Here is a 21,097-nt window from a genome sequence, read left to right as displayed (position 1 = left end):
TCGACGCCGGAAATGTCGCGCATGTCTTGGCGAAATATAGCGGTCCCGATGTCGCGCATGTAGCGCCGGGGGAGAGGCGGGGCGGCAGGGTTCAGGGGGCTGGTTCGAGCACGATCTCGGCGCCGCGGTCATGGCTCTCCAGACCGGCTTCCAGCACCTCCATGACCGCCAGCGCCTCCTCGGGCGGGACTGGGTTGGCGCCGGTTCCGGCGAGAGCGGCGGCGACGCCGTCGTAGAAGGCGCGGTAGTCGCCCGCAGGGCCCGGCGACGGGCGGCGCGCGCCGGTCTCGCCCTCGACGATCGTCGCGGGCAGGGGATCGACGCCCCAGCCCTCTCCGCCGACCGGTCGTCCGCCCTTCAGCTGGTCCTCCTGCACGTCCAGACCCGACTTCAGCCAACTGGCCCGCGCGCCGTGGACGGCGAAGCGCAGGTCGGGCGCGGGCGTGGTCATGTCGGCGTGCAGGATCACGCGCCTGTCGACGTAGCGCAGTACGGCGTGGGCCCAGTCGGTCGCCTGGCCGCCGTCGCGCAGGACGGCGAGGTCGCAGGTCACGCCGAGAGGGCGGCCGAACAGCACCAGGGCCTGATCGATCAGGTGCGGGCCGAGGTCGTTCCAGATGCCGCCGCCGGGCTCGTCGCGCTCCCGCCAGCGATCGCGCACCTCGGGTCGGAAGCGGTCGAAATGGCTTTCAAAGGTGCGGATCGGCCCCAGCGTCCCGGCGGCGATTTCCGCCTGCAGCGCCAGAAAGTCGGCGTCCCAGCGCCGGTTGTGGAAGACGGACAACAGACGGCCTCGGTCCCGCGCGACGGCGGCCACCGCTTCCGCCTCGGCGAGGGACAGGGCGAAGGGCTTGTCGATGACGACCGCCTTGCCGGCGTTCAGGGCTGCAACGGCCTGGGGCGCGTGCAGGGCGTTCGGGGTGGCCAGGACGACCAGGGCGATGGCCGGATCGCCCAGGGCCTCCTCGAACCTCGCGGGGCGCGCCTCGGGCCAGGCGGCGCGGACCTCGTCCGGGCGGCTGGAGACTATGCTGTGCAGGACCAGGCCAGGGCAGGCGTCGATCAACGGCGCGTGAAAGGTGCGGCCGGCGTAGCCGAATCCAACCAGGGCGACATTGAAGGGCGTGGGGGTGGCGGACATGACCGGGCTCCAACGCATCAGGGGGCCGGTGGTCCCGGCGGCTTGCCACCCGACGCCGGGCGGGGCGATATGGCGAGGCTCTACGCGCGGACGCGGCGTCCGGGAAGCGGAGCGATTTGGGGACTACCAATGTTGAACAAGTTCACCGGGCCACTGCTCGCCGTCGTCGCCCTGGCGGGTCTCGCCGGCTGCGATTCCGGACCGGAGATCACCCCGGCGGCCTTGAACAAGCAGCCGAGCGCCCAGGCCATGGCCGACGCCTATCCGACCTTCGCCCGCCTCGCGCGCATTCCCGGCAAGGTGAAGGTGCGCTGCGAGTATACGATGGAGGGCAAGCTCCAGAACTGCGAGACCCTGGCGGTCGCTCCGGCCGGGCTGCAGTTCGAAAACGGCGTGCGTCGGCTGGTCAACGAATACGCCGTCAAACCGCAGCTGATGGACGGCCGGCCGGCCCCGGCGCCGTTCGAGTTCGTGATCGACTTCACCCCGCCGGCGCCGCCCGCTCCGTCGGTCGGCCCGGGCATGCAGCCTTACGACAACGCCTATCTGCGCGGCGTCATCGCCGGCCAGGCCGCCATCTCGGTCGACGAGACGGAGCGTCGCAAGGCCGTCGACGCCCTGGTGCAGCGCGCCCTTCGCCCTGAACGCCGGTTCGACATCCTGGTCACCACCATGGTCATGTCCATGACCAAGCACGACCGCGAAATGATGGGCGAACAGCTGTCGCCGGATAAGGGCCCGGCGACGGGCGCGGATCTGGCGGTCTACGAGGGGATGGCCGAGCGGATTCGCACGGAATACTGCGCCGCCTATTCGTGCGACGCGACCCTGCCGGCGACCCCGGCCGCCCAGTAGGACGACCGGGCGCGGTCGGGGCTCAGGCCCCGGCCGCCTCGTCGTTGCGCTTCTTCATCAGGGCGTCGAAGCTGCCCCAGACGCCTTCGGCGCCGTGCCAGGAGCCCTTGGTCGCGGCCTTGGAGTATTCAGTGGCCCGAGCCTCGAAGAAGTTGGCGTGCTCGACGCCAGACAGCAGCGACTGCAGCCAGGGCAGCGGGTTTTCCTTGATGCCGTAGACCTCGGGCAGCTGCAGCTGGCGCAGGCGCCAGTCGGCGATGAAGCGGATGTAGGCCTTGATGTCGGCCGGGGTCATGCCGTTCACCGGGCCCTGCTCGAAGGCCAGGTCGATGAATTTGTCCTCCATCGTCACCACGGTCTTGCAGCAGTCGATGATGTCGTCGGCCACAGCCTTGGTGACCGCGCCGGTCTCCTTGTTGAAGGCGTGGTACAGCTTGATGATGCCCTCGCAGTGCAGGCTCTCGTCGCGCACCGACCAACTGACGATCTGGCCCATGCCCTTCATCTTGTTCTGGCGCGGGAAATTCATCAGCATCGCGAACGAGGCGAACAGCTGAAGTCCCTCGGCGAAGCCGCCGAACATGGCCAGGGTCCGGCAGATGTCGGCGTTCGAATCCACCCCGAACTGCCCCATGTAGTCGTGCTTGTCCCGCATGGCCTCGTATTCCATGAAGGCGCCGAACTCGGCCTCGGGCATGCCGATGGTCTCGAGCAGCAGGGCGTAGGCCGCGATGTGGATGGTCTCCATGTTGGCGAAGCTCGCCAGCATCATCTTGACCTCGGTCGGTTTGAACACCCGACCGTAGCGCTCCATGTAGTTGTCCTGGACCTCGATGTCGGCCTGGGTGAAGAAGCGGAAGATCTGCGTCAGCAGGTTGCGCTCGCTGTCGGTCAGATTGACCGCCCAGTCCTTCATGTCCTCGCCCAGCGGCACTTCCTCGGGCATCCAGTGGACTTGCTGCTGCTTCTTCCACATGTCGAAGGCCCACGGGTACCGGAACGGCTTGTAGGCCGCCGAGGGCGTCAGCAGCCCGGGAGTGGAGGCTCCGAGGATCGGCGAGATCGGGGCGTGCGCGTTCATCTGGGAGCTCTGTCGACGAATCCGGAAGTGGCTTCCAACATGCGGCCGGGAGGCTCCGGCGCCAAGCCGAAATGCGGCTATATTGCGATCACTTTTTCAGCGGAGCGCTACATGTGGTAGGCGGGGCGCAATCGGCTGGGGACGCGCCTGTGGGCAAGCCCAAGCTCCGCCTATGGCGGGCGCGACAGGTCTTGGGCGCGGGGCGGACGCGGGTGCGATAGCGTCGGCCCGCCAGCAGTGGAGACCGTCATGTCCTACACCGTCTACGGCGCCGCCGGATCGGGCTCGGTCCCGGTCGAGGCGGCCCTGACCCTGATCGGCGTCCCCTATCGCGTCGTCGAGGCTGCGACCTGGGAAGGCGAGGCCGAGCGCGACAAGGTCGCGGAGGTCAATCCGATGCGGCAGATCCCAGCCTTGGTCCTGCCCGACGGCGAGGTGATGACCGAAAGCGCCGCCATCCTCATCTGGCTGGCCGAGCGACACCCGGAAGCCGCTCTGGGCCCCGAACCGGGCGATCCGCTTCGGGCGCAGTTCCTGCGCTGGATGGCCTTCGTGCCAGCGGCGATCTACGCCATGTACTGGGTCCGGGACACGCCGTCGCGCCTGGCCGGCGACGATCCGAAGGCCCAGGCGGAGATCGGCCGGCGGACCTCGGAACGCATCGCCGACTGCTGGGCGAAGATGGAAAGCCAGATCACGCCGGGCCGCTTTCTTCTGGGTGACGAGCCGACGGTGCTGGACCTGTATGTAGCGACGGTCAGCCGGTTCAATCCCCACCGCCGGCGCTTCCACGAGGTCGCGCCGCGCATAGGTCAGGTGATGCGCCGCGTCGACGCCCTGCCGGAGCTGAAGGCTTTCTGGGCCGAGCGCTTTCCCTTCGAAGGGAACTACGTCGGCTAGAGCGAGATCGGCCCTGCCGGAGCCTGATCCGCCGATACCGGTCAGGCCTAGGCGGCGGCCGTCTCCGCCGTGACCGGCAGGTCGCCGGACAGGGCGCGCGAGACCACCGAGCAGAGGGTCGCCTGGCTGATCGGCTTGGCCATGTGAGCGTTCATGCCGGCGGCGAGACAGCGGGCGACGTCCTCGGGCATGGCGTCGGCGGTCATGGCCACGATCGGCACGCGACCGGCGGCGTCGGCCAGCCGCCGGATGTGGCGCGTCGCCTCCAAGCCGTCCATGCGCGGCATGCGCACGTCCATCAACACCAGATCGAAGGCCTGCTCGGACGCCAGGGCGACCGCTTCCTTGCCGTCGGCGGCTTCGACCACCTCCAGGCCGAAGGCCTGCAGCATGATGCGGGCGACTTCGCGATTCACCGGGTGGTCGTCGACGACCAGGATGGTGGGCGTCCGGGCCAAGCCTTGATCGTCGCCCTCGACCAGGGCGACGGCCTCGCGGACAATCTCGGGCTCGGCGTCGGCGGTCCGGGGCAGGGGCAGGCTGAGGATGAACGTCGAGCCCTCGCCCGGTGCGCTTTCCACCTCGATCCGGCCGCCCAGGCGACGAACATGGCGCGCAGCCAGGGCCAGGCCCAGTCCGGCTCCGTCGTGGTTGCGGCTGACGGAGTCGTCGCCCTGATAGAAGGCCTCGAACAGGGCGGGGTGGCGTGACGGGTCGATGCCGCAACCAGTATCGGAGACGCGGATGACGACGCCGTCGGCGGCGCGCTCGAGGCGGACGTCGACTCCGCCCCGGCTGGTGAATTTCACCGCATTGGCGATCAGCGGGTGCAGGGCCTGGCGCAGGGCGCGGCGGTCGGCGACGAAGCGCGAGCGTGACGGCAGGCGATCGTCGATGGTCAGGCTCAGCCCCTGGGCGTCGGCGGCGGCGCGGCTGGGCGTGGCGGCCTCGCGGGCCACCGCGGACAGGTCGAGCGGCTCTGGCGAGACGATGCAGTCGCCACGCGCGAAATCGAGGATGTCCTCGACCAGCATCAGCAGGCCGTCGGAGGATTCGCGGATCTGTCGCGCCTGGCGAACGGCCTCGGCGTCCAGGCCGGGTCGGGCGGCCAGCAGATCGGCGAAGCCGGCGACGCCGTTCAGCGGGGTGCGCATCTCATGGCTCATCATGGCCAGGAAGCGCGAACGAGCGGCGGCGGCGTGCTCGGCGGTGCGGCGCGCCTCCTGGGCGGCCAGGGTGCGGGCGCGCAGGCGAGCCACGAGGCGGCGGCGCTCGGTCATCACTGTGCTCATCGGCAGGACGGTGGCGACCATGGCCAGCAGGAACAGGTTGTAGACGCCGAGGCGACGGACCATGGGCGGAACGTCGACCAGCTCGGGTACGGGCGGCAGCCGGGTCAAATGCACCGGCCCGTGGCCCAGCAGCGTCGCGGCGCCGCTGACGAAGGCCATGCCCAGCAGGGCTGCGGCGGCCCAGGTCGGAGACAGGCGCAGGCCTATCAGGACCATGGGTAGAACGGCCGCAAACATGAGCGGGGCGTCGTTCTGCCAGAAGACGATGAAGGTCGCTCCGAGCATCAGAAGGATCAGGCCGATGGCCTCCGGCAGGCGGGCCTGGGCCGTGCCTTGGAAGCGATGGCCCCGCGCCAGCAGCAGCAGGATCGGCGTCATAAGCAACAGGCCGAGTTGCTCGATGGTGAAGTAGTTGAGCAGCCGGAACAGCACCATGGCCGGCGGCCGCGGGCTGAGGGCGAAGGCGATGACGTGGGCGATGATCGTCGACAAGGCGACGGCGGGCGCCGCCGCCAGCAGGGCGAAATTGGCCAGGCGCTTCGGGCGGCGCATGTCCAGCGCCGCGCCGCAGACGCGCCGCGCCAGCACCGCGGCGACGAAGGCCTCGACCAGGTTGAGCAGGGCGTTCAGCCAGAGGAAGACGCCCGGGTCGCCGCGCACGACGTTGCTGCCCAGGTTGATGATGAAGCAGGCGGCGATGACCGGAATGGCCTGGCGGCGGTGCAGCTGCAGCAGGGCCGCGGTCATCACGCCGTTGGAAAGCCAGACGGTGACCGAGCCATAGGTCGCCACGCTCCAGTGACCGAGCAGCTGGCAGGCGACAAACAAAGCTACATAGGCCCAGGCGGGCGGGCCGGCTGTGCGACCCGCGTCATGCCTGAACAGACGCCAACGACCTTTCAACCGGTCCCCTCCGGCCAGTACTGAAATTTGAGCATAGCTCGAGACCTGTAAACAAATCGGGACCACGGCCCGACTGAGAGCGGAGGAACCGCCCCGCAACCGCGACCGTTTCAGCACCCTCTCAAACAAGGGTCGGAACCATGTCGGACACAGTCTCCGATCCCAGCTTTCATCCGCCGGAAGAAGCGGTCGCCTTCTATGACGAGGCCTTGGGCCTGCTGAAGGAGAGCGGAATCCCGTTCCTGCTCTCGGGAACCTATGCGGTCACCGCCTACACGGGTATCCGGCGTCCGACGAAGGACCTGGACGTCTTCTGCAAGCCGGGCGACTACCCGCGCATCCTCGCCTACTTCCAGGCGCGCGGGTACCGCACCGATGTCGAGGATGAGCGCTGGATCGCCAAGGTCTGGAAGGACGATCACTATTTCTTCGATGTGATCTTCGCCATGTCGAACGGCACCATCGCGGTGAATGACAGCTGGTTCGGCGAGGACCGGATCGAGGTTTATGGGCACAGTGTGGCGATCACGCCGCCGACCGCCCTGATCCTGTCCAAGGTCTTCATCCAGGACCGTTACCGCTTCGACGGCGCCGACGTGAACCACGTCATCCTCAAGCAGTCCGAGGCGATCGACTGGAAATCCCTGCTCGATCAGATGGACCTCTACTGGGAGGTGCTGCTGTCGCACCTGCTGAATTTCCGGTTCGCCTACCCGACCGAGCGGGACAAGGTCCCGACCTGGCTGATGACCGAGCTGACCCAGCGGCTGCTGGCCCAGGTCGACCTGCCGGCGCCGCGCGTGAAGGTCTGCCGCGGCCGACTGTTCAGTCCGCGCGACTATATCGCCGACATCACCGAATGGGGCTTCGGCGATATCGTGGGCAAGGGGCTGGAGGAACGCCATGAGCCCATCCACTGAAGCGCCGCCGACCAACGGCGGCGACCACGCCGATCCGCAGACGCCGCAACCGGGGCTCGAACCGGGACCCAAGAAGCTGTTGCGCGTCGCCGCCGTGGGCGACCTGCACGTGGCCGAGGCCCACGTCCGTCCGCACCGGGAGCTGTTCCAGGCTGTGCACGAGGACGCCGACGTCCTGTGCCTGTGCGGGGACCTGACCAACCACGGCACCCGCCGCGAGGTCGAGATCCTGCTCGAGGACATCGCCGACTGCCGCATCCCGATCGTCGGGGTGCTGGGCAACCACGAGCACGAGTGCGGCCACCCCGAAGCGGTCCACCACGCGCTGTGCGAGGCGGGCGTGAAGATGCTCTCGGGCGAAGCCTATGAGATCGAGGGAGTCGGCTTCGCCGGCGGCAAGGGGTTCGTCGGCGGCTTCGGCCGTTACATGCTCAGCCCCTTCGGCGAGGCCTCGATCAAGGCCTTCGTGCAGGAGGCGATCGAAGACGCCAACGCCATCGAAAACTCGATCCGCACCCTGCGCACCGAGCGCAGCGTGGTGGTGCTTCACTATTCGCCGGTGGTCGACACGGTGATGGGCGAACCGCCCGAGATCCACGCCTTCCTGGGCTCCTCGCGCCTGGGCGAAACCATCGACCGCTACGACAACGTCAGCCTGGTGGTTCACGGCCACGCCCACCGCGGCGCGCCCGAAGGCCGCACGCACAAGGGGGTGCCGGTCTACAATGTCGCCCTGCCGGTGCTGCGGACCTTGGGGGATACGCCGTATCGGGTGTTTGAGGTTTAGATCTCGCTTCACCTCCCCATGAGCGTAGGCGAATGGGGAGGACAGACCGCGCAGCGATCAGGAGGGGGCGGCTCGACGGCGCCGGGCGATCTCTGAAATACTGACGTTATGCCAGATGGTCTGAGCTGCACCCGCGCCAAGGCCTTTCGCCGCGACATGTCCCCGCCTGAGGTGCGCCTCTGGGAGCGACTTCGCGCGGGCCGGCTGAATAGGTTGAAGTTTCGCCGGCAGCATCCGGTCGGGCCTTACATCCTCGACTTCTACTGCGCCGACGCCCGGCTCGCGATCGAGGTCGACGGCGCAGTTCATGACAACCCCGATCAGATGGCGCACGACCGGCGGCGGACGGCGTGGCTCGGCAGAACCCAGGGCATCCGCGTCGTGCGGCTGCGGGCCTGGCAGGTCCGGGATGAAATCGAGGGCGTGCTGGAGTTCATCCTCTCGGTGGTGAGGGAACGACGGGAAGGCTAATCGGCAAGCGCCGAGCCGCCCCCTCCTGGCGCGTGCCGCGCCTGTCCTCCCCATTCGCCTACGCTCATGGGGAGGTGAACTCGACCGCCTACCCCGCCAGCAGCACCCACAGCCCCGTCGCCGCGAAACCCGCCGCCGCCGCCATCCTGATCCACTTCAGCGGCAGCCGCTTGGCCGCCGCCTCGCCGAGCAGCACGGCCGGTACGTTCACGATCATCATACCCAGGGTCGAGCCGGCGACGACCAGCAGGATGTTCTGGAACTGGGCGGCCAGCATGGCGGTGGCGACCTGGGTCTTGTCGCCCATCTCGATGACGAAGAAGGCGGCGGTGGTGGTCCAGAAGACGCCGGCGAAGGTCTTCTCGGTGACGTCCGGCACCTCGTCGAACTTGTCGGGGATCAGGGCCCAGACGGCGAAGCCGAGGAAGGCGATCCCGACCACCCAGCGCACCCACTCGCCATGCATGAAGTGGCCCAGCACCGTGCCGGCCCCTGCGGCGAAGGCGTGGTTGGCCAGGGTGGCGGCGAGGATGCCGAGGATGATGGGCAGGGGGCGGCGCCAGGCGGCGGCCAGGACGATGGCCAGCAACATGGTCTTGTCCCCGATCTCCGCGATGGAGACGAGGCCGGCAGAAATCAGAAAGGCTTCCAAGACGTCTTCGTGCGCGGGGCCTCGGCGGACAGACCTGTGGCGTTCACAGCCGGGCCCCGCGTGGAAATCCCCTGTGAATGCCAGCGGTCTTGCCGTGGCGCCCGGTCCGATGGACCCGACTCCTTCTCGCGCCATCCTCTCCGGGAGAGGAAGTGTGTTGACGCGGGCCCCGCTGATAGGCGCGGGCGGCTACTCCCCGATGACGGCGGCGTGCTTAGCGGCGCGCGCCGTCATGCGCAAGTCAGCTGCCCGATCAGCTGAACGCGACGAAGATCAGGGCCACGACGGTGACGTCGACGGTGCGGGCGAGGAGGTTCAACATGGCGGTCCCGATCGGAGGCGTTTGAGACCTCCGTCAGCAAGGACCGTGCCGCTTTCCTAGACGTCGGTGTCGGTCGCCTTGCCCGGTTTGGGACGACGTTCGGCGGCGCCGGAATAGGCGGTGCCGAGGTAGGTGGCGCGGGCCGCGTCCAGGACGGGCGGGCCGCCCTTCAGGCCGCGGCGTTGGCCGGTCTGGCCCATGACCTGGGCCGCAAAGGCGGCCGCGGCGGCGTCGGCGCCGGCGGTGGGGGCAGGTCTTGCCGGGGGCTCGGCAGCTTCGGCCTTGAACTCGGTCGGTACGAGGGCGCGAGAGGTCGAGACGGGCGGAGTCCGGCGCTGGGCCGCGCGGCGCTCGCCTTCGCGCCGTTCGTCGCGGCGCTGGACGGGTCCGACGGGGCCGACCTCGTCGGTCATCGCTCTCAGCCGGCCTTCGGCGGCTGCGACAGCTTGTCGAGCTGGGCGCGCATCTCGTCCATCTGGCGGCGCATTTCGGCCAGCGGATCGGCGGCCGTCGGGGCGGTCTCGGGGGCGGGACGCGAGGCCTGGGCGGCGACGAGGCCGCCGGGAGCCGAGAAGCCCGGCCACATCTTCATCGCCTCGGCGAACATGACCATGTTGCGCTTGACCGCCTCCTCCATCAGGCCGGCGCCGGGCGCCGCCCCGAAGGCCTTGGAGAACTGGCCGCGGATCTGCTCCTGCTGACGCGAGAAATTGTCGAGCGACATCTCGAGATAGCTGGGCAGGACACCCTGCATCTGGCCGCCGTAGAAGCCGATCAGCTGACGCAGGAACTGCACCGGCAGCAGGGCCTCGCCGCGGCTCTCTTCCTCGAAGATGATCTGGGTCAGGATCTGACGGGTGAGATCCTCATTGGTCTTGGCGTCGAAGACCACGAACTCGGTGCCCTCACGCACCATCCGGGCCAGGTCCTCCAGGGTCACATAGGCCGAGGTGGCGGTATTGTAGAGGCGCCGGTTGGCGTACTTCTTGATGACGACGGTCTCGCCGGCTCCGGGCTTCTTGTCGGCCACGCGTGGTCCCCGATCCTGTTGCAACGCGGGACCATGCTGCGCTGCCCACGCAGCGATGTCTAGCCGACCGCCGCGGGGGCCAGCACGACGCCCACAAGCACCGCCGTCCAATGCACAGTCGCGCCAGTAACGACGAATCCGTGCCAGATCGCCCGGCGGAATTTCACCTTCGGGCTGATGAAGACCAGAACCCCGGCCGTGTAGATCAGGCCGCCCGCGACCAGCAGGCCCAGGGCCACAGGGTGGACGGTGTCCATCATCGGTTTCAGGGCGATCACCGCCAGCCAGCCGAACAGCACATAGACCCCGGCCCAGAAGGCGTCCGAGATGCGGGGCGCGAACAGCTTGGCGACCACCCCGGCCAGGCCCACGCTCCAGACCAGCAGGGTGAAGCCGAGCGCCCAGGCGCCTTCGAAGCGCTGGGTTGTGAAGGGCGTGTAGCTGCCGGCGATCATCAGGAAGATGGCCGCCTCGTCCATGCGGCGCAGGATCGGCCGCGCGGCGCAGGGGCGGATCTGGTTGTAGATGGTCGAGACGGTCAGCATGGCCACCAGGCACAGGGCGTAGACGGCGGTGGCGACCACGGCGCCGACTCCCGAATAGATCGCCGCCAACACCGCCAGCACGACCCCGCCCACGGCGGCCAGGGTGAGGCCGACGACGTGGACGATCAAATCGGCCTGTTTCTCAGCGAAGGTTCGGTAGTGCTCGGCCATGTCGAGCTCGTCGGGTACGCAAATCCGACCAAACGCTTTCTTCATCCGCACGAGCATGGCTCCAAAAACCCCGGACACCGCTATCGTTCCCGGGAAAAACAGGTCGGCGCCAGTGAGCGTTCCAGATACGGCAAAGGTTGGGCGAAGAATGCCCGATGCTGCGGCGCAACGGACACAGGCTGGCGGCGAGCCGTCGGGGGGATTAGGTACGGGCTCTCCCCGAGACTGACCTGGATCGCGAGCCTCTCCCATGACCGACGTCGTCATCGTTTCCGCCGCCCGCACCCCTGTGGGGTCGTTCCTGGGCGCCCTGTCTTCCCTGCCGGCGTCCAAGCTGGGCGAAGTGGCGATCAAGGCCGCACTGGAGCGCGCCGGCGTCGCCGCCGCCGATGTCGACGAAGTCATCCTCGGCCATGTGCTTCAGGCCGCCGCCGGCCAGGGCCCGGCCCGCCAGGCGGCCATCGGCGCCGGGGTGCCCAAGGAGGCGGCCGCCTGGAGCCTCAACCAGATCTGTGGCTCGGGCCTGCGCGCCGTGGCCATCGGCGCTCAGCAAATCGCCCTCGGCGATGCGAAGATCGTGGTGGCCGGCGGCCAGGAGAGCATGAGCCAGGCGCCGCACGCCCAGCAGTTGCGCACCGGCTCCAAGATGGGTGACGTCAGCCTGACCGACACCATGATCAAGGACGGCCTGTGGGACGCCTTCAACGGCTATCACATGGGCCAGACGGCCGAGAATATCGCCGAGCAGTTCCAGATCGGCCGCGCCGACCAGGACGCCTTCGCCGTCGCCAGCCAGCACAAGGCCGAGGCGGCCCAGAAAGCCGGTCGCTTCGTCGACGAGATCGCGCCGGTGACCATCCCCTCGAAGAAGGGCGACGTGGTCGTCGATACCGACGAATACATCCGCCACGGCGCCACGATCGAGGCCATGGAGAAGCTGCGTCCGGCCTTCACCAAGGAGGGTTCGGTCACGGCCGCTAACGCCTCGGGCCTCAACGACGGCGCGGCCGCCCTGGTGCTGATGAGCGCCGACGAAGCCCGGGCTCGCGGCCTGACTCCGCTCGCCCGCATCGTCTCCTCGGCCACGGCCGGCGTCGATCCGTCGGTGATGGGCACGGGCCCGATCCCGGCCTCGAAGAAGGCGCTGGAGAAGGCGGGCTGGACCGTCGCCGACCTCGACCTGATCGAGTCCAACGAGGCCTTCGCCGCTCAGTCGCTTTGCGTGGTCAAGGAGCTCGGCCTCGACCCGGAGAAGGTCAACGTCAACGGCGGCGCCATCGCCATCGGTCACCCGATCGGGGCCTCGGGCGCGCGCATCCTGACCACCCTGCTGCACGAGATGAAGCGCCGCGACGCCAAGAGGGGCCTGGCCACCCTGTGCATCGGGGGCGGCATGGGCGTGGCCATGTGCGTCCAGCGGGACTGAGCCCTCAGGCCGACTGCGGCCGCGGGCCGGTCGTGTAACATTCGCAGGCGGCCCGCTCGAGCGCGCCGCGGTCGACGATGGTCACCTTGCCGCGCGAATAGGTGATGGCCCCGGACTTCTGCAGGCCCTGGGCGGCCTCATTGACCGTGGTCCGCTGCGCGCCGAGCAGGCTGGCGAGGTATTCCTGGGTCAGCTGCAGGGTGTCGCCGTCGAGGCGATCGTGGCAGCGCAACAGCCATTTGGCGAAGCGCTGGTCGGCGCGGTGCAGGGCGTTGCAGGCCCCCGATTGCTCCAATTCGCCCTGCAGGCCCGCTGCGTACAACGCCAGCACCGCCCGCAGGCCGGGGCGCTCGTCGCACAGTTGGCGCAGCCTGCCGATCTCGACGCGTCGGGCCTCGCCGGCCGACTGACCGACCAGGCGGGAATAGGTCTGGACCGGAAAGCCGAGGGCGACGGGTGTGGTCACGCCCTCGCGGCCGATCATGAACGTCTCGACGGTGCGTCCGTCCTGGGTCCCGGCGACGGCGGAAATGATCCCGCTTTGGACGAAATAGACGTAGGCGACTGTGTCGCCGGCCTCGGCGAAGACATGGCCGAGATCGAATTCGAAGGGTGTGGAAGCCGTGATCAGCGCGTCCCGGTCTTCCGGAGACAGCCGATCAATCAAATGGTTGCGAAGCGTGACCGAAGGCATGTCCGCCGATTAGGCGAAAGCTCGGCGGTCCGTCCGTCGAAAATCGACTTAGGCGGACGCTGCGTAAAGCAGGGAGTCTTGAAGTCGCGGACCCGGCCTCGCCAGGTCCGCGCTTCGACCTTGAATCAGGCGGCGTTGGCGGCCTTGGCCTTCAGCTTTTCCTGGTGGGCGCGCATGCCCGCGGCGATCAGCTCGGCGGCCTCGCCGGCGTCGCCCCAGCCCTTCACCGTGACCGACTTGCCCTTCTCCAGATCCTTGTAGCGGGTGAAGAAGTGCTCGATCTGCTCGACCAGGATGGCAGGCAGCTGCCGGTAGCTGGCGATGTCGGTGTAGTAGGGATTCAGCTTGTCGACCGGCACGGCGAGGATCTTCTCGTCGCCGCCGGCCTCGTCTTCCATCTTCAGCACGCCGATCGGGCGCGAGCGGATGATGCAGCCCGGCACCACCGGCGTCGGGTTCAGCACGATCACGTCGCACGGGTCGCCGTCGTCCGACAGGGTGTGCGGGATGAAGCCGTAGTTGCCCGGATAGTACATGGCGGTGTGCAGGAAGCGGTCGACGAACAGGGCGCCGGAGGCCTTGTCCATCTCGTACTTCACCGGCAGGCCGCCCTGCGGGATCTCGATGACCACGTTGACGTCCCAGGGCGGGTTCGGGCCGGCGGGGATGGCGTCGATATTCATAACGAGCTCTGATGGTGCACTGCGGTACGGGGAGGGCGGCGTGATAGGCTCGCACGGCGCCCGAAGCAAGGCGGCTCTTGCCCTTAGGGGCCGTCGGGGCCACGATTCCCGCTGTTGAAACGGGAGCGGTCATGACGATTCTCGACGGCGTTGCGCTGACGCTCTTTTTCATCTGCTGGCTCGGTTATGGCCCCCTGCTGGCGGTGCTGGCCAAGCGCAGCGGCTCGATAAACGACGACATGCTGGTGGTCCGTCGGGTCTGGATGACGGCCATGGCTCATCGCGAGATCCGCCTGGTCGACAGCCAGCTGATGGGCCACACCATCAATTCCGGCGGCTTCTTCGCCTCGACCAACATGCTGCTGATCGCCGCCGTGGCGAGCATCCTGTTCGGCGGCGAGCAGGCGATCCGCGGCATCGCCGATGTCGGCGCCGAGACGGTGTCGATGAAGCTGCTGGAGGCCAAATTGGCGCTGGTGCTGGTCTGCCTGGCCCGCGGCCTGCTCGATTTCATCTGGTCGATCCGGCAGATGAACTACGCCCTGGCCCTGATCGGCGCCGCGCCCGAGCTGCATGTCGAGGCCGACCGGGTGGCGCTGGGCGAAGCCGCGGCCGGCCTGCTCAATCCGGCGCTCAGCGCCTTCAGCCAGGGGGTGAGGGGGTATTATTTCGCCCTTGCCGCCGGGGCCTGGCTGTTCGGCCCGCTGTGGCTGGCCGGGGGCGTGATCGCCGCCTTCTGCCTGCTGGTCTGGCGTCAGGCGGCCTCGCCGGCGGCCCGCGCCGTGCGCAGCGCGCGCCGGTTGCTGGAGCCGCATCTCCCCGGTCGGTGAAGCTTTTGTGCAGGCGCGCACACCGCGGGGCGAAAATTTCCTCTGAAAACGGTTACGGCGACGGCGGACCGGTGCGATGTGCCGTTACACGGCGTGAACGCAGGTGCGAAATATCCTGTTGACGCGTTGTGCACCGCACACTAGCTTGATCTTCGACGCCTCGCGGCGTCATGCCCTTCCTGGGCGTTTCCTCCCTAAAGACTTTAAATGCCGCGCCTTCGGGCGCGGCTTTTTTTTGGTCCCGGCCGAGGGATCAGGCCGGCTCGGCCAGCAGGTCGGCGATGACCCGTTCCACGCCGCGTGCGCAGCGCGACCAGCCCGCGCCCGGCTGCAGGGTCGCCTCATCCAGGTACAGGGCGCGGTTCAGTTCGACCTGCACGGCGTGGAAGCCGTCCTCCGGTCGCCCCCATGACTGGGTGGTCCAGCCGCCGGCGTACGGACGGTTCAGCGCCACCCGCCAGCCCAGCGCCTCGAACGACCGCCGCAACCGCCGCGTCAGCTCCGCCGAGCAGGACGAACCGTGTCGGTCGCCCAGCACCACGTCCGGACCGCGCGCCCCGCCGACGCCCTGCGTCGCCCGCGCCGGCATGGAATGCCAGTCGACCAGCACCGCCTCGCCGGCCCGCGCGCGCGCGGCCTCCATCTCCTCCGCCAGGGCCCGGTGATACGGCGCGTGGCGGGCCGCGATCCGGGCCTGCGCTTCGGCCAACGGCAGGCGGCGGTCGTAGAGCGGCTGGCCGTCGCCGCACAGGCGGGGGATGACGCCATACCCGGCCTGGCTGCGCGCCGAGCCGGGCTGGCCGTCCAGTCCGTCGATCAGCAGGGGGTCGAGGTCGCGCGGATCCCGATTGAGATCGACATAGGCCCGGCCCGCCCGGCCCAGCACCAACACGGCGCCCAGGTTCGCTCCCGGGGCGATCAGCCGGTCGACGAGGGCGTCCTCGGCGCTGCGCAGACTGGTCTCGGCCAACCCTTGCGCGGCCTGCATGTCGTCGGGATAGAGGTCGCCGGAATGCGGCGACGCGAAAACGAAGCGTCCCGCCTGGGCGGGGCGCACCCGCCGGTAGGCCGGTCCCGTCTCCGCCTCCCTGTGATCGACGCCCTCGGCCATGGTGAAGCCTTACCCTGTTTCGGGCGTTGATCCACAGGTCGTGCGCCGGCGACGGTTCGCGCGGCCGGGGACTTTCATGGCGGGTTTACCAGTGCGGGCGTAGCGTCAGGACCAATCACGGGACGGGCGGACACTTCCGAATATGGCGCGCATTCTTCTTGCCGAGGACGATCACTCGCTACGGGGCTTTCTGACCCGGGCGTTGGAACGCGCCGGCCACTCCGTCGTCGACTGTGAAAACGGCGACGACGCCATCGACTCGCTCGATCAGGGCCCGTGGGACCTGCTGCTGACCGACATCGTCATGCCCGGCGCCGACGGCATCGAAGTGGCCCGCGTGGCCGCAGCCCGCCAGCCCGGCATCCGCATCATGTTCATCACCGGCTTCGCCGCTGTGGCCCTCAGCGCCGCTGCGGCCAGCCCCCAGGCCAAGGTCCTGGCCAAGCCGGTCCACCTGCGCGATCTCGTCGGCGAGGTCGAACGGATGGTGGCGGCGGCCTAAGCAACGGCCGAAACGTGGCGCTTTCGCCGCAATGCTTTTTCGCCCTTGCGGTCGGCGAGCCCACCGGGTTATAGACCGCGCCTTCCCGCCCCGGGGCTTCCCCAGGGCCGCCACGGCGGACGCGTAGCTCAGCGGGAGAGCACTACGTTGACATCGTAGGGGTCACAGGTTCAATCCCTGTCGCGTCCACCATTTTCTCCGCCAAGAAGCCCCGGTTCGCCGGGGCTTTTTGCTGTGCGGAGGTCTGGGTCTACTGTCGCGCCAGTCCCATGCGCACCAGGGCCGACAGGCTTTCCGCCTGCATCTTGGTCATGACCTTGGCGCGGAAGATTTCGACGGTGCGGGGGCTGATCTCAAGGTCCAGGGCGATCTGCTTGTTGGACTTGCCCTCGACCAGGGCTTCGAAGACCTGGGCTTCGCGCGGCGTGAGGGCGGCGAGGCGGTCTTCGGTGCGCCGAGCGGCGTCCTGGGCCGCCTGACGACCGCTGAGGGCGTTGAGGCAGCCCATGATGGTTTCCATCAGACGCCGCGGGTCGAACGGCTTCTCGATGAAGTCGAGCACGCCGGCCTTCATCATCTGCACCGCCAGTGGCACCTCGGCGTGGCCGGTCAGGACGATGACGGGCCAGGCATGACCCTTCTCCTCGGCCAGGCGGCGGACCACTTCGGCGCCGTCCATGTCGGGCATCCGCACGTCGGTGACGACGCAGGCCGACTCCGTATCGGGCAGACGGGCGAAGAAGTCGGCGCCGCTGGTGAAGCCGCGCGCGCGGATGCCTTCGCCGCGCAGCAGGGTCAGCAAGGAATCCCGGACGGCGTCGTCGTCGTCGATCACGAATACGGTCTGTTCGTTCATACGTCCTCGAGCGCTCCCTCGCGCATCAGAGAGAAGGAGAATGCCGCGCCGCCGAGTTCGCTGCGTGCGACGTTCAGAGTTCCGCCGTGGCTCTCGACGATGGTGCGCGTCACCGACAGGCCGAGGCCCATGCCGGACGCCTTTGTCGTCATCAGGGGGCGGAAGATGGTGTCGAGCTCGCCGGCGTCGATGCCGGGGCCGCTGTCCTCGACGCACATCTCGAACAGGTCGTCGGAGACGGGCCGGCCGGTGATGCGAACGCGGCCGTCCGCCTGGCCTTTCAGGGCCTCGACGGCGTTGCGCACGAGGTTGAGGACGGCTTGCTGGAACTGGATGCGTTCGGCGCGGACGTGGTCGTCCGCTTCATCGATGTCGATCTCGATGATCACCTTGCCCTCGCGCTGAAGCATGCCGAGGACGCCGTGCATGTCGGCGAGCATGGCCCCGACGCTCTCGACGCCGAGGCTGCGGCTCTCGTGGGCGAGCAGCTCGCGCATCCGTTTGATGATGGCCCCGGCGCGCAGCAGTTGGGACTTGGCCAGGTCGATCGAGCGGGCGACGCTCTGGCCCATAAGTCCGGCTCGCTCCATCTCCGATTGGCTGGCGTGCAGATAGGTGGCGGCGGCGCTGAGCGGCTGGTTCAGTTCATGCGCCAGGGACGCGGCCATCTCGCCCAGCGAGTTGAGACGCCAGACCCGGTTCAGTTGGGTGTGCAGTTCGCGGGCCCGGGCGTCGGCGGCCTGGGCCTGGGTCAGGTCGGTGAGGCTGAGGGTGGCGTGGTCGCCGTCGGGATTGTCCGGCATGACGCCCAGCTGGATGCGCAGGGGATAGCTGGTCCCATCGGGCCGCCGGCCGGTCCAGATCCTGTCGCCGCCGTCCTCGCCGGCCTCCGCCAGGTTGAAGCCGGGGACGAAGTCGGCCATCGGTCGGTCGGACGCATCGGGGCCCCGCCCGGACGGAGCGCCGAGGATGAGGCGGGCGCTCTCGCTCATGAAGCGGACGCCGCCGGTCGCGTCGACGGTGACGATGGGGGCGGATGCGAGGATGGCGTCGAGCATCTGGTTGCGCTGGGCCAGGCTGCGCGACAGGGCCCGGGCCCGGGCCCCGGCGGCGCGCTGGCGCCAGCACATTTCGGCGACGAACCAGGCGACGACGGTGAAGAGCAGGGCGTTGGCGACGGTGTCGGCATGGCTCTCGCGCGGCACCAGGGCGACATTGGCGGCGATCGACAGGGCGACGGCCGCGGCGGTCGCGCCGCGGCGGGCGAGCATGGCGGTGGCCATCACCGCAGGGATGAAGGGCAGGTAGTAGAAGTGTCCGACCAGCTCCAGCGCCTGCCGGGCCAGCAGGGCGCAGCCGACCGCCAGCACTGCGATCAGATAGCCCCTCCATCCCCTTCCGGTGATGCTGGGCGACAAGGATTTGAAAGATAACGGCAAAGCGTGGTTTCGGCTGGGAGCGGCGATAACCTCTTTTGAGGCGGCCGCGCCGTAACGCCGATTTGTGGCGCTGAATGGACCGATAGGGATTTCTACCTAAGAATTAGTACGTAGCCGTTGCATTACCCTGTTTTCGGACTTCGGGTTCGAGGATGGCCATCGAGCAGAAAGCCGATGACCCTCCCCTTGAACATCCTCCTGATAGACGCCTGCGCCGCCACACGATCCGTGGTGGCGACCCTGGTCCGGACGGCGGGACACAGCGTTGTCCTGGCCGAAGACGGCGCGACGGCCGTCGAACTGCTGGGCAGCCAGACCCCGGATCTGATCCTGGTCGAGGCCGAGCTTCCCGATATGGGCGGCGCCGAGGTGGTGCGTCGGCTGAGGGAGCACGCGCGTGTCGCCGACGCCTTCATCTTCACCATATCCGCCGCCACGGCCGAGGCCCGCGCGGTCATGGCCGAGGCCGAAATTCACGGCTGGCTGGCCAAGCCCCTCTGCCGTGAATCTCTGATGCGTCTGGTCGAGGCGGTGGCCTGGAGCCGGTCGTCGACGGCCGCCGTGGCCGAGGCCGATCGTCCCGTCCGGGTTGCGGCCTAGCTCGATAGGTAATCCTACGTAGTCCCGGATTCATAAATAATATCAGCCGGCGACCGACGTTCGGGATCATCATCCACCCCCCGGATTCAGTCTCGCAGAATGCGTACCTTCTCCCCGGCGAAAGCCATCCTCCTCGCCGCCGCCCTCTTCGCTTCGGCCTCCATCGCCTCCGCCGCGAACGCCCAGGAATTCAGCGGCCAGGTCGGCGTCGCTTCCGAATATGTCGGCAAGGGCATCGGCAAGAGCAACGGCGATCCCAGCGTCAACGGCACGGTCGAAGTCGAGGCCAACGGCTTCTACGCTAGCGCCTTCGCCTCCACCGCAAAGCTGTCCAACGGCGCGGACGCCGAAGTCATCGTCACCGCCGGCTGGCGCCCTGAGGCGGCCGGCTTCAACTTCGATTTCTCGGTCCAGAACCGCGACCTGCCCGGCGCGCGCCCCGGCACCGATTCCAACTACTGGGAGTACCAGGCCGACGCCTCACGCAAGATCGGCCCGGTCTCGACCCGCCTGCGCGTCAACTACACGCCGGACGGCAACGGGGCGACCCGTGAGGCCTGGTGGATCGAAGCCCAGGGCACGGTCGCGCTGAGCAAGGCGACCAAGGCCTCGGCGGCGATCGCCGACCGCAGCGCCGACGGCGGCGCCGAATATGTCGCCTGGAATGCGGGCGTGAAGCACAAGCTGACCGATCGCGTGGCGCTGGACGTGCGCTGGTACGACACCGACGGCCACTCCTACGGCGAGGCCTACGAAGGCCGTCTCGTCGGCTCCCTCTCCCTCTCGTTCTGATCTGCGGCCCGGACTGCAAAGGAAATGCCCGTGAAGCTCTCTGACATGCCCATCGGCCGTAAGCTGGCCGTCGCATTCGCCGCCGTGCTCGTGGCCATCGCCGCCATGGGCGGGGTCGTCTTCTACAAGCTCGACGCCCTCAATAAGGCCGGCGAGGCGCGCAGCGAGGCCAACCGCGACGTGCGGACCCTGGCCACGCTCGACCTCAAGCTCGCTCGCCAGGAGAACAGCTACCGCGGCTTCCTGGTCTCCAACGACCCCTACTACCTGGAGCGCCTGAAGGCTCACCAGACCGACTTCAAGGCGGCGCTGGACGAGCTGCGCAAGGACGCGCCGCAGGAGGACCAGGCTCGCGTCGACCAGGTCGAGGCCGCCATCGACGTCTGGCACGAGAAGGTCGTTGTGGCCGGCACTGCCCTGGCCGCCAACCCGGCCACCCGGGACCAGGCCGTGGCCATGATCGGCCAGTCGGGCGCCGCCGACGAATACATCGGCGCCGTCGAGGAGCCGCTGGAGGCCATCAAGGCCGACACCATGAAGCGCCTGGACGCCACACGTGAAGCCCAGGCCAGCACGGCCTCCGCGGCGATGATCGCGGTCTTCATCGGCCTCGCCGCCGCCATCCTGATCGCCCTCGGCGCCGGATGGGTGCTGACCCGCGGCATCAACGGCCCGGTCGGCAACATGATCGCCTACATGCGTCGCCTGATCGGCGGCGACACCAGCTTCGAAGTGCCCTGCGTCGCCCGCAAGGACGAGTTCGGCGAGATGGGCCGCGCGATCATCGCCTTCCGCGACGCCGCCATCGAGAAGGTGCGCCTGGAGAACGAGGCCGTCGCCGCCCGCGCCGCCGCCGACGCCGAACGCGCCCGCAACGAGGCCGAGAAGGCCCGCGAGGCGGAGGAAGACCGCGTCGCCATCACCGCCCTGGGSGAGGGCCTGGCGGCCATGGCCGGCGGCAACCTGACCCACCGCTTCACCGCCGAGGTCGCTCCCAAGGCCGCGCGCCTGAAGGAGGACTTCAACCGCGCCATCGTCCAGCTGCAGGAAGCCATGGGCGTGGTCGTGACCAACGTCTCGGCCATCCGCTCGGG

At 68.6% G+C, this 21,097-nt stretch carries 23 protein-coding genes, 1 tRNA gene and 1 riboswitch; of the genes, 12 read left to right on the top strand and 12 right to left on the bottom strand.

What is annotated here, in order from left to right; genetic code table 11:
- Positions 1-91 precede the first annotated feature (91 nt).
- Positions 92-1,141: an oxidoreductase gene (locus ASC65_RS10810; RefSeq protein ID WP_056452798.1), complete on the bottom strand. Its 1,050-nt coding sequence runs from the start codon at positions 1,139-1,141 to the stop codon at positions 92-94.
- Between the two features lie 129 nt (positions 1,142-1,270).
- Between ASC65_RS10810 and ASC65_RS10805 the strand changes: the two genes are divergently transcribed.
- Entirely contained in the window at positions 1,271-1,996 is a 726-nt protein-coding gene (locus ASC65_RS10805) for an energy transducer TonB (RefSeq protein WP_056452795.1), read from the top strand.
- 22 nt (positions 1,997-2,018) lie between these two features.
- Here ASC65_RS10805 and ASC65_RS10800 read toward each other — a convergent pair whose 3' ends face one another.
- On the bottom strand, positions 2,019-3,077 hold the full coding sequence (locus tag ASC65_RS10800) for a ribonucleotide-diphosphate reductase subunit beta (RefSeq protein WP_056452792.1): 1,059 nt from the start codon (positions 3,075-3,077) through the stop codon (positions 2,019-2,021).
- Positions 3,078-3,326: 249 nt separating this feature from the next.
- Between ASC65_RS10800 and ASC65_RS10795 the strand changes: the two genes are divergently transcribed.
- Positions 3,327-3,977 carry a glutathione S-transferase family protein gene (locus ASC65_RS10795; protein ID WP_056452789.1) on the top strand — a complete coding sequence of 217 codons (651 nt, stop codon included), beginning with the start codon at positions 3,327-3,329 and terminating at the stop codon, positions 3,975-3,977.
- Positions 3,978-4,024: 47 nt separating this feature from the next.
- Here the strand turns inward: ASC65_RS10795 and ASC65_RS10790 are convergent, their stop codons facing one another.
- A complete protein-coding gene (locus tag ASC65_RS10790; RefSeq protein ID WP_200939829.1) occupies positions 4,025-6,097 on the bottom strand; it encodes a response regulator in 2,073 nt (690 codons plus the stop codon).
- A gap of 215 nt (positions 6,098-6,312) precedes the next feature.
- Here ASC65_RS10790 and ASC65_RS10785 point away from each other — a divergent pair, with 215 nt between their 5' ends.
- The 3 genes from ASC65_RS10785 (at position 6,313) to ASC65_RS10775 (ending at position 8,350) form a co-directional block, all read left to right on the top strand.
- Positions 6,313-7,092: a hypothetical protein gene (locus tag ASC65_RS10785; protein ID WP_056452786.1), complete on the top strand. Its 780-nt coding sequence runs from the start codon at positions 6,313-6,315 to the stop codon at positions 7,090-7,092.
- Positions 7,076-7,879, top strand: a complete 804-nt coding sequence (locus tag ASC65_RS10780) for a metallophosphoesterase family protein (protein ID WP_082526007.1) — start codon at positions 7,076-7,078, stop codon at positions 7,877-7,879. The genes ASC65_RS10785 and ASC65_RS10780 overlap by 17 nt, the downstream gene beginning before the upstream one ends.
- Before the next feature lie 108 nt (positions 7,880-7,987).
- Positions 7,988-8,350 carry an endonuclease domain-containing protein gene (locus tag ASC65_RS10775; protein WP_056452783.1) on the top strand — a complete coding sequence of 121 codons (363 nt, stop codon included), beginning with the start codon at positions 7,988-7,990 and terminating at the stop codon, positions 8,348-8,350.
- 88 nt (positions 8,351-8,438) lie between these two features.
- Here the strand turns inward: ASC65_RS10775 and ASC65_RS10770 are convergent, their stop codons facing one another.
- The 4 genes from ASC65_RS10770 to trhA form a co-directional block, all read right to left on the bottom strand.
- Complete coding sequence (locus ASC65_RS10770) at positions 8,439-9,002, bottom strand: TMEM165/GDT1 family protein (protein WP_056452780.1); 564 nt, start codon at positions 9,000-9,002, stop codon at positions 8,439-8,441.
- Positions 9,003-9,064: 62 nt separating this feature from the next.
- Positions 9,065-9,212, bottom strand: a riboswitch (yybP-ykoY riboswitch).
- 168 nt (positions 9,213-9,380) lie between these two features.
- Entirely contained in the window at positions 9,381-9,737 is a 357-nt protein-coding gene (locus ASC65_RS10765) for a hypothetical protein (protein ID WP_056452777.1), read from the bottom strand.
- Between the two features lie 5 nt (positions 9,738-9,742).
- On the bottom strand, positions 9,743-10,354 hold the full coding sequence (gene phaR / locus ASC65_RS10760; RefSeq protein WP_082526005.1) for a polyhydroxyalkanoate synthesis repressor PhaR: 612 nt from the start codon (positions 10,352-10,354) through the stop codon (positions 9,743-9,745).
- 59 nt (positions 10,355-10,413) lie between these two features.
- Positions 10,414-11,115, bottom strand: a complete 702-nt coding sequence (trhA, locus tag ASC65_RS10755; RefSeq protein WP_442854126.1) for a PAQR family membrane homeostasis protein TrhA — start codon at positions 11,113-11,115, stop codon at positions 10,414-10,416.
- A gap of 205 nt (positions 11,116-11,320) precedes the next feature.
- On the opposite strand from trhA, the gene ASC65_RS10750 reads away from it, so the two are divergent.
- A complete protein-coding gene (locus ASC65_RS10750) occupies positions 11,321-12,496 on the top strand; it encodes an acetyl-CoA C-acetyltransferase (protein ID WP_056452768.1) in 1,176 nt (391 codons plus the stop codon).
- Between the two features lie 4 nt (positions 12,497-12,500).
- Here the strand turns inward: ASC65_RS10750 and ASC65_RS10745 are convergent, their stop codons facing one another.
- Together ASC65_RS10745 and ppa are read right to left on the bottom strand one after the other, a co-directional pair.
- Positions 12,501-13,163: a Crp/Fnr family transcriptional regulator gene (locus ASC65_RS10745; protein ID WP_162245672.1), complete on the bottom strand. Its 663-nt coding sequence runs from the start codon at positions 13,161-13,163 to the stop codon at positions 12,501-12,503.
- 152 nt (positions 13,164-13,315) lie between these two features.
- Positions 13,316-13,873 carry an inorganic diphosphatase gene (gene ppa, locus ASC65_RS10740; protein WP_056452762.1) on the bottom strand — a complete coding sequence of 186 codons (558 nt, stop codon included), beginning with the start codon at positions 13,871-13,873 and terminating at the stop codon, positions 13,316-13,318.
- 131 nt (positions 13,874-14,004) lie between these two features.
- Here ppa and ASC65_RS10735 point away from each other — a divergent pair, with 131 nt between their 5' ends.
- Complete coding sequence (locus ASC65_RS10735) at positions 14,005-14,703, top strand: DUF599 domain-containing protein (protein ID WP_056452759.1); 699 nt, start codon at positions 14,005-14,007, stop codon at positions 14,701-14,703.
- Between the two features lie 253 nt (positions 14,704-14,956).
- Here the strand turns inward: ASC65_RS10735 and ASC65_RS10730 are convergent, their stop codons facing one another.
- Positions 14,957-15,814, bottom strand: coding sequence for an N-formylglutamate amidohydrolase (locus tag ASC65_RS10730; protein ID WP_056452757.1), 858 nt, complete (start codon positions 15,812-15,814; stop codon positions 14,957-14,959).
- Between the two features lie 142 nt (positions 15,815-15,956).
- Here ASC65_RS10730 and cpdR point away from each other — a divergent pair, with 142 nt between their 5' ends.
- Together cpdR and ASC65_RS10720 are read left to right on the top strand one after the other, a co-directional pair.
- Entirely contained in the window at positions 15,957-16,316 is a 360-nt protein-coding gene (gene cpdR, locus ASC65_RS10725) for a cell cycle two-component system response regulator CpdR (protein ID WP_056452754.1), read from the top strand.
- A 117-nt stretch (positions 16,317-16,433) separates the two neighbouring features.
- Positions 16,434-16,508, top strand: a tRNA-Val gene (locus ASC65_RS10720).
- 58 nt (positions 16,509-16,566) lie between these two features.
- On the opposite strand, the gene ASC65_RS10715 is transcribed toward ASC65_RS10720, so the two are convergent.
- Entirely contained in the window at positions 16,567-17,172 is a 606-nt protein-coding gene (locus ASC65_RS10715) for a response regulator transcription factor (RefSeq protein ID WP_056452751.1), read from the bottom strand.
- Positions 17,169-18,590, bottom strand: coding sequence for a sensor histidine kinase (locus ASC65_RS10710; RefSeq protein WP_156459632.1), 1,422 nt, complete (start codon positions 18,588-18,590; stop codon positions 17,169-17,171). Before ASC65_RS10710 ends, ASC65_RS10715 begins: the two co-directional genes overlap by 4 nt.
- Positions 18,591-18,785: 195 nt before the next feature.
- Between ASC65_RS10710 and ASC65_RS10705 the strand changes: the two genes are divergently transcribed.
- The 3 genes from ASC65_RS10705 to ASC65_RS10695 all read left to right on the top strand — a co-directional run.
- A complete protein-coding gene (locus ASC65_RS10705; protein WP_056452745.1) occupies positions 18,786-19,211 on the top strand; it encodes a response regulator in 426 nt (141 codons plus the stop codon).
- A 99-nt stretch (positions 19,212-19,310) separates the two neighbouring features.
- Positions 19,311-20,003 carry a TorF family putative porin gene (locus ASC65_RS10700; protein ID WP_056452742.1) on the top strand — a complete coding sequence of 231 codons (693 nt, stop codon included), beginning with the start codon at positions 19,311-19,313 and terminating at the stop codon, positions 20,001-20,003.
- A gap of 30 nt (positions 20,004-20,033) precedes the next feature.
- A partial coding sequence (locus ASC65_RS10695) for a methyl-accepting chemotaxis protein (RefSeq protein ID WP_162245671.1) occupies positions 20,034-21,097 on the top strand: 1,064 nt, incomplete at its 3' end.

The sequence above is a fragment of the Brevundimonas sp. Root1279 genome, from assembly GCF_001425945.1.
Taxonomy (GTDB): Bacteria; Pseudomonadota; Alphaproteobacteria; order Caulobacterales; family Caulobacteraceae; genus Brevundimonas.
This window is presented reverse-complemented; position numbering and strand designations above follow the sequence as displayed.

What these genes read in the sequence shown, in the direction of transcription:
- ASC65_RS10765 (WP_056452777.1), bottom strand. Translation starts at nt 9,737, where the DNA reads ATGACCGACGAGGTCGGCCCCGTCGGACCCGTCCAGCGCCGCGACGAA.
- cpdR (WP_056452754.1), top strand. Translation starts at nt 15,957, where the DNA reads ATGGCGCGCATTCTTCTTGCCGAGGACGATCACTCGCTACGGGGCTTT.
- trhA (WP_442854126.1), bottom strand. Translation starts at nt 11,115, where the DNA reads ATGAAGAAAGCGTTTGGTCGGATTTGCGTACCCGACGAGCTCGACATG.
- ASC65_RS10750 (WP_056452768.1), top strand. Translation starts at nt 11,321, where the DNA reads ATGACCGACGTCGTCATCGTTTCCGCCGCCCGCACCCCTGTGGGGTCG.
- ASC65_RS10730 (WP_056452757.1), bottom strand. Translation starts at nt 15,814, where the DNA reads ATGGCCGAGGGCGTCGATCACAGGGAGGCGGAGACGGGACCGGCCTAC.
- ASC65_RS10805 (WP_056452795.1), top strand. Translation starts at nt 1,271, where the DNA reads ATGTTGAACAAGTTCACCGGGCCACTGCTCGCCGTCGTCGCCCTGGCG.
- ASC65_RS10780 (WP_082526007.1), top strand. Translation starts at nt 7,076, where the DNA reads ATGAGCCCATCCACTGAAGCGCCGCCGACCAACGGCGGCGACCACGCC.
- ASC65_RS10785 (WP_056452786.1), top strand. Translation starts at nt 6,313, where the DNA reads ATGTCGGACACAGTCTCCGATCCCAGCTTTCATCCGCCGGAAGAAGCG.
- ASC65_RS10795 (WP_056452789.1), top strand. Translation starts at nt 3,327, where the DNA reads ATGTCCTACACCGTCTACGGCGCCGCCGGATCGGGCTCGGTCCCGGTC.
- ASC65_RS10800 (WP_056452792.1), bottom strand. Translation starts at nt 3,077, where the DNA reads ATGAACGCGCACGCCCCGATCTCGCCGATCCTCGGAGCCTCCACTCCC.
- ppa (WP_056452762.1), bottom strand. Translation starts at nt 13,873, where the DNA reads ATGAATATCGACGCCATCCCCGCCGGCCCGAACCCGCCCTGGGACGTC.
- ASC65_RS10810 (WP_056452798.1), bottom strand. Translation starts at nt 1,141, where the DNA reads ATGTCCGCCACCCCCACGCCCTTCAATGTCGCCCTGGTTGGATTCGGC.
- ASC65_RS10715 (WP_056452751.1), bottom strand. Translation starts at nt 17,172, where the DNA reads ATGAACGAACAGACCGTATTCGTGATCGACGACGACGACGCCGTCCGG.
- ASC65_RS10735 (WP_056452759.1), top strand. Translation starts at nt 14,005, where the DNA reads ATGACGATTCTCGACGGCGTTGCGCTGACGCTCTTTTTCATCTGCTGG.
- ASC65_RS10700 (WP_056452742.1), top strand. Translation starts at nt 19,311, where the DNA reads ATGCGTACCTTCTCCCCGGCGAAAGCCATCCTCCTCGCCGCCGCCCTC.
- ASC65_RS10705 (WP_056452745.1), top strand. Translation starts at nt 18,786, where the DNA reads ATGACCCTCCCCTTGAACATCCTCCTGATAGACGCCTGCGCCGCCACA.
- ASC65_RS10775 (WP_056452783.1), top strand. Translation starts at nt 7,988, where the DNA reads ATGCCAGATGGTCTGAGCTGCACCCGCGCCAAGGCCTTTCGCCGCGAC.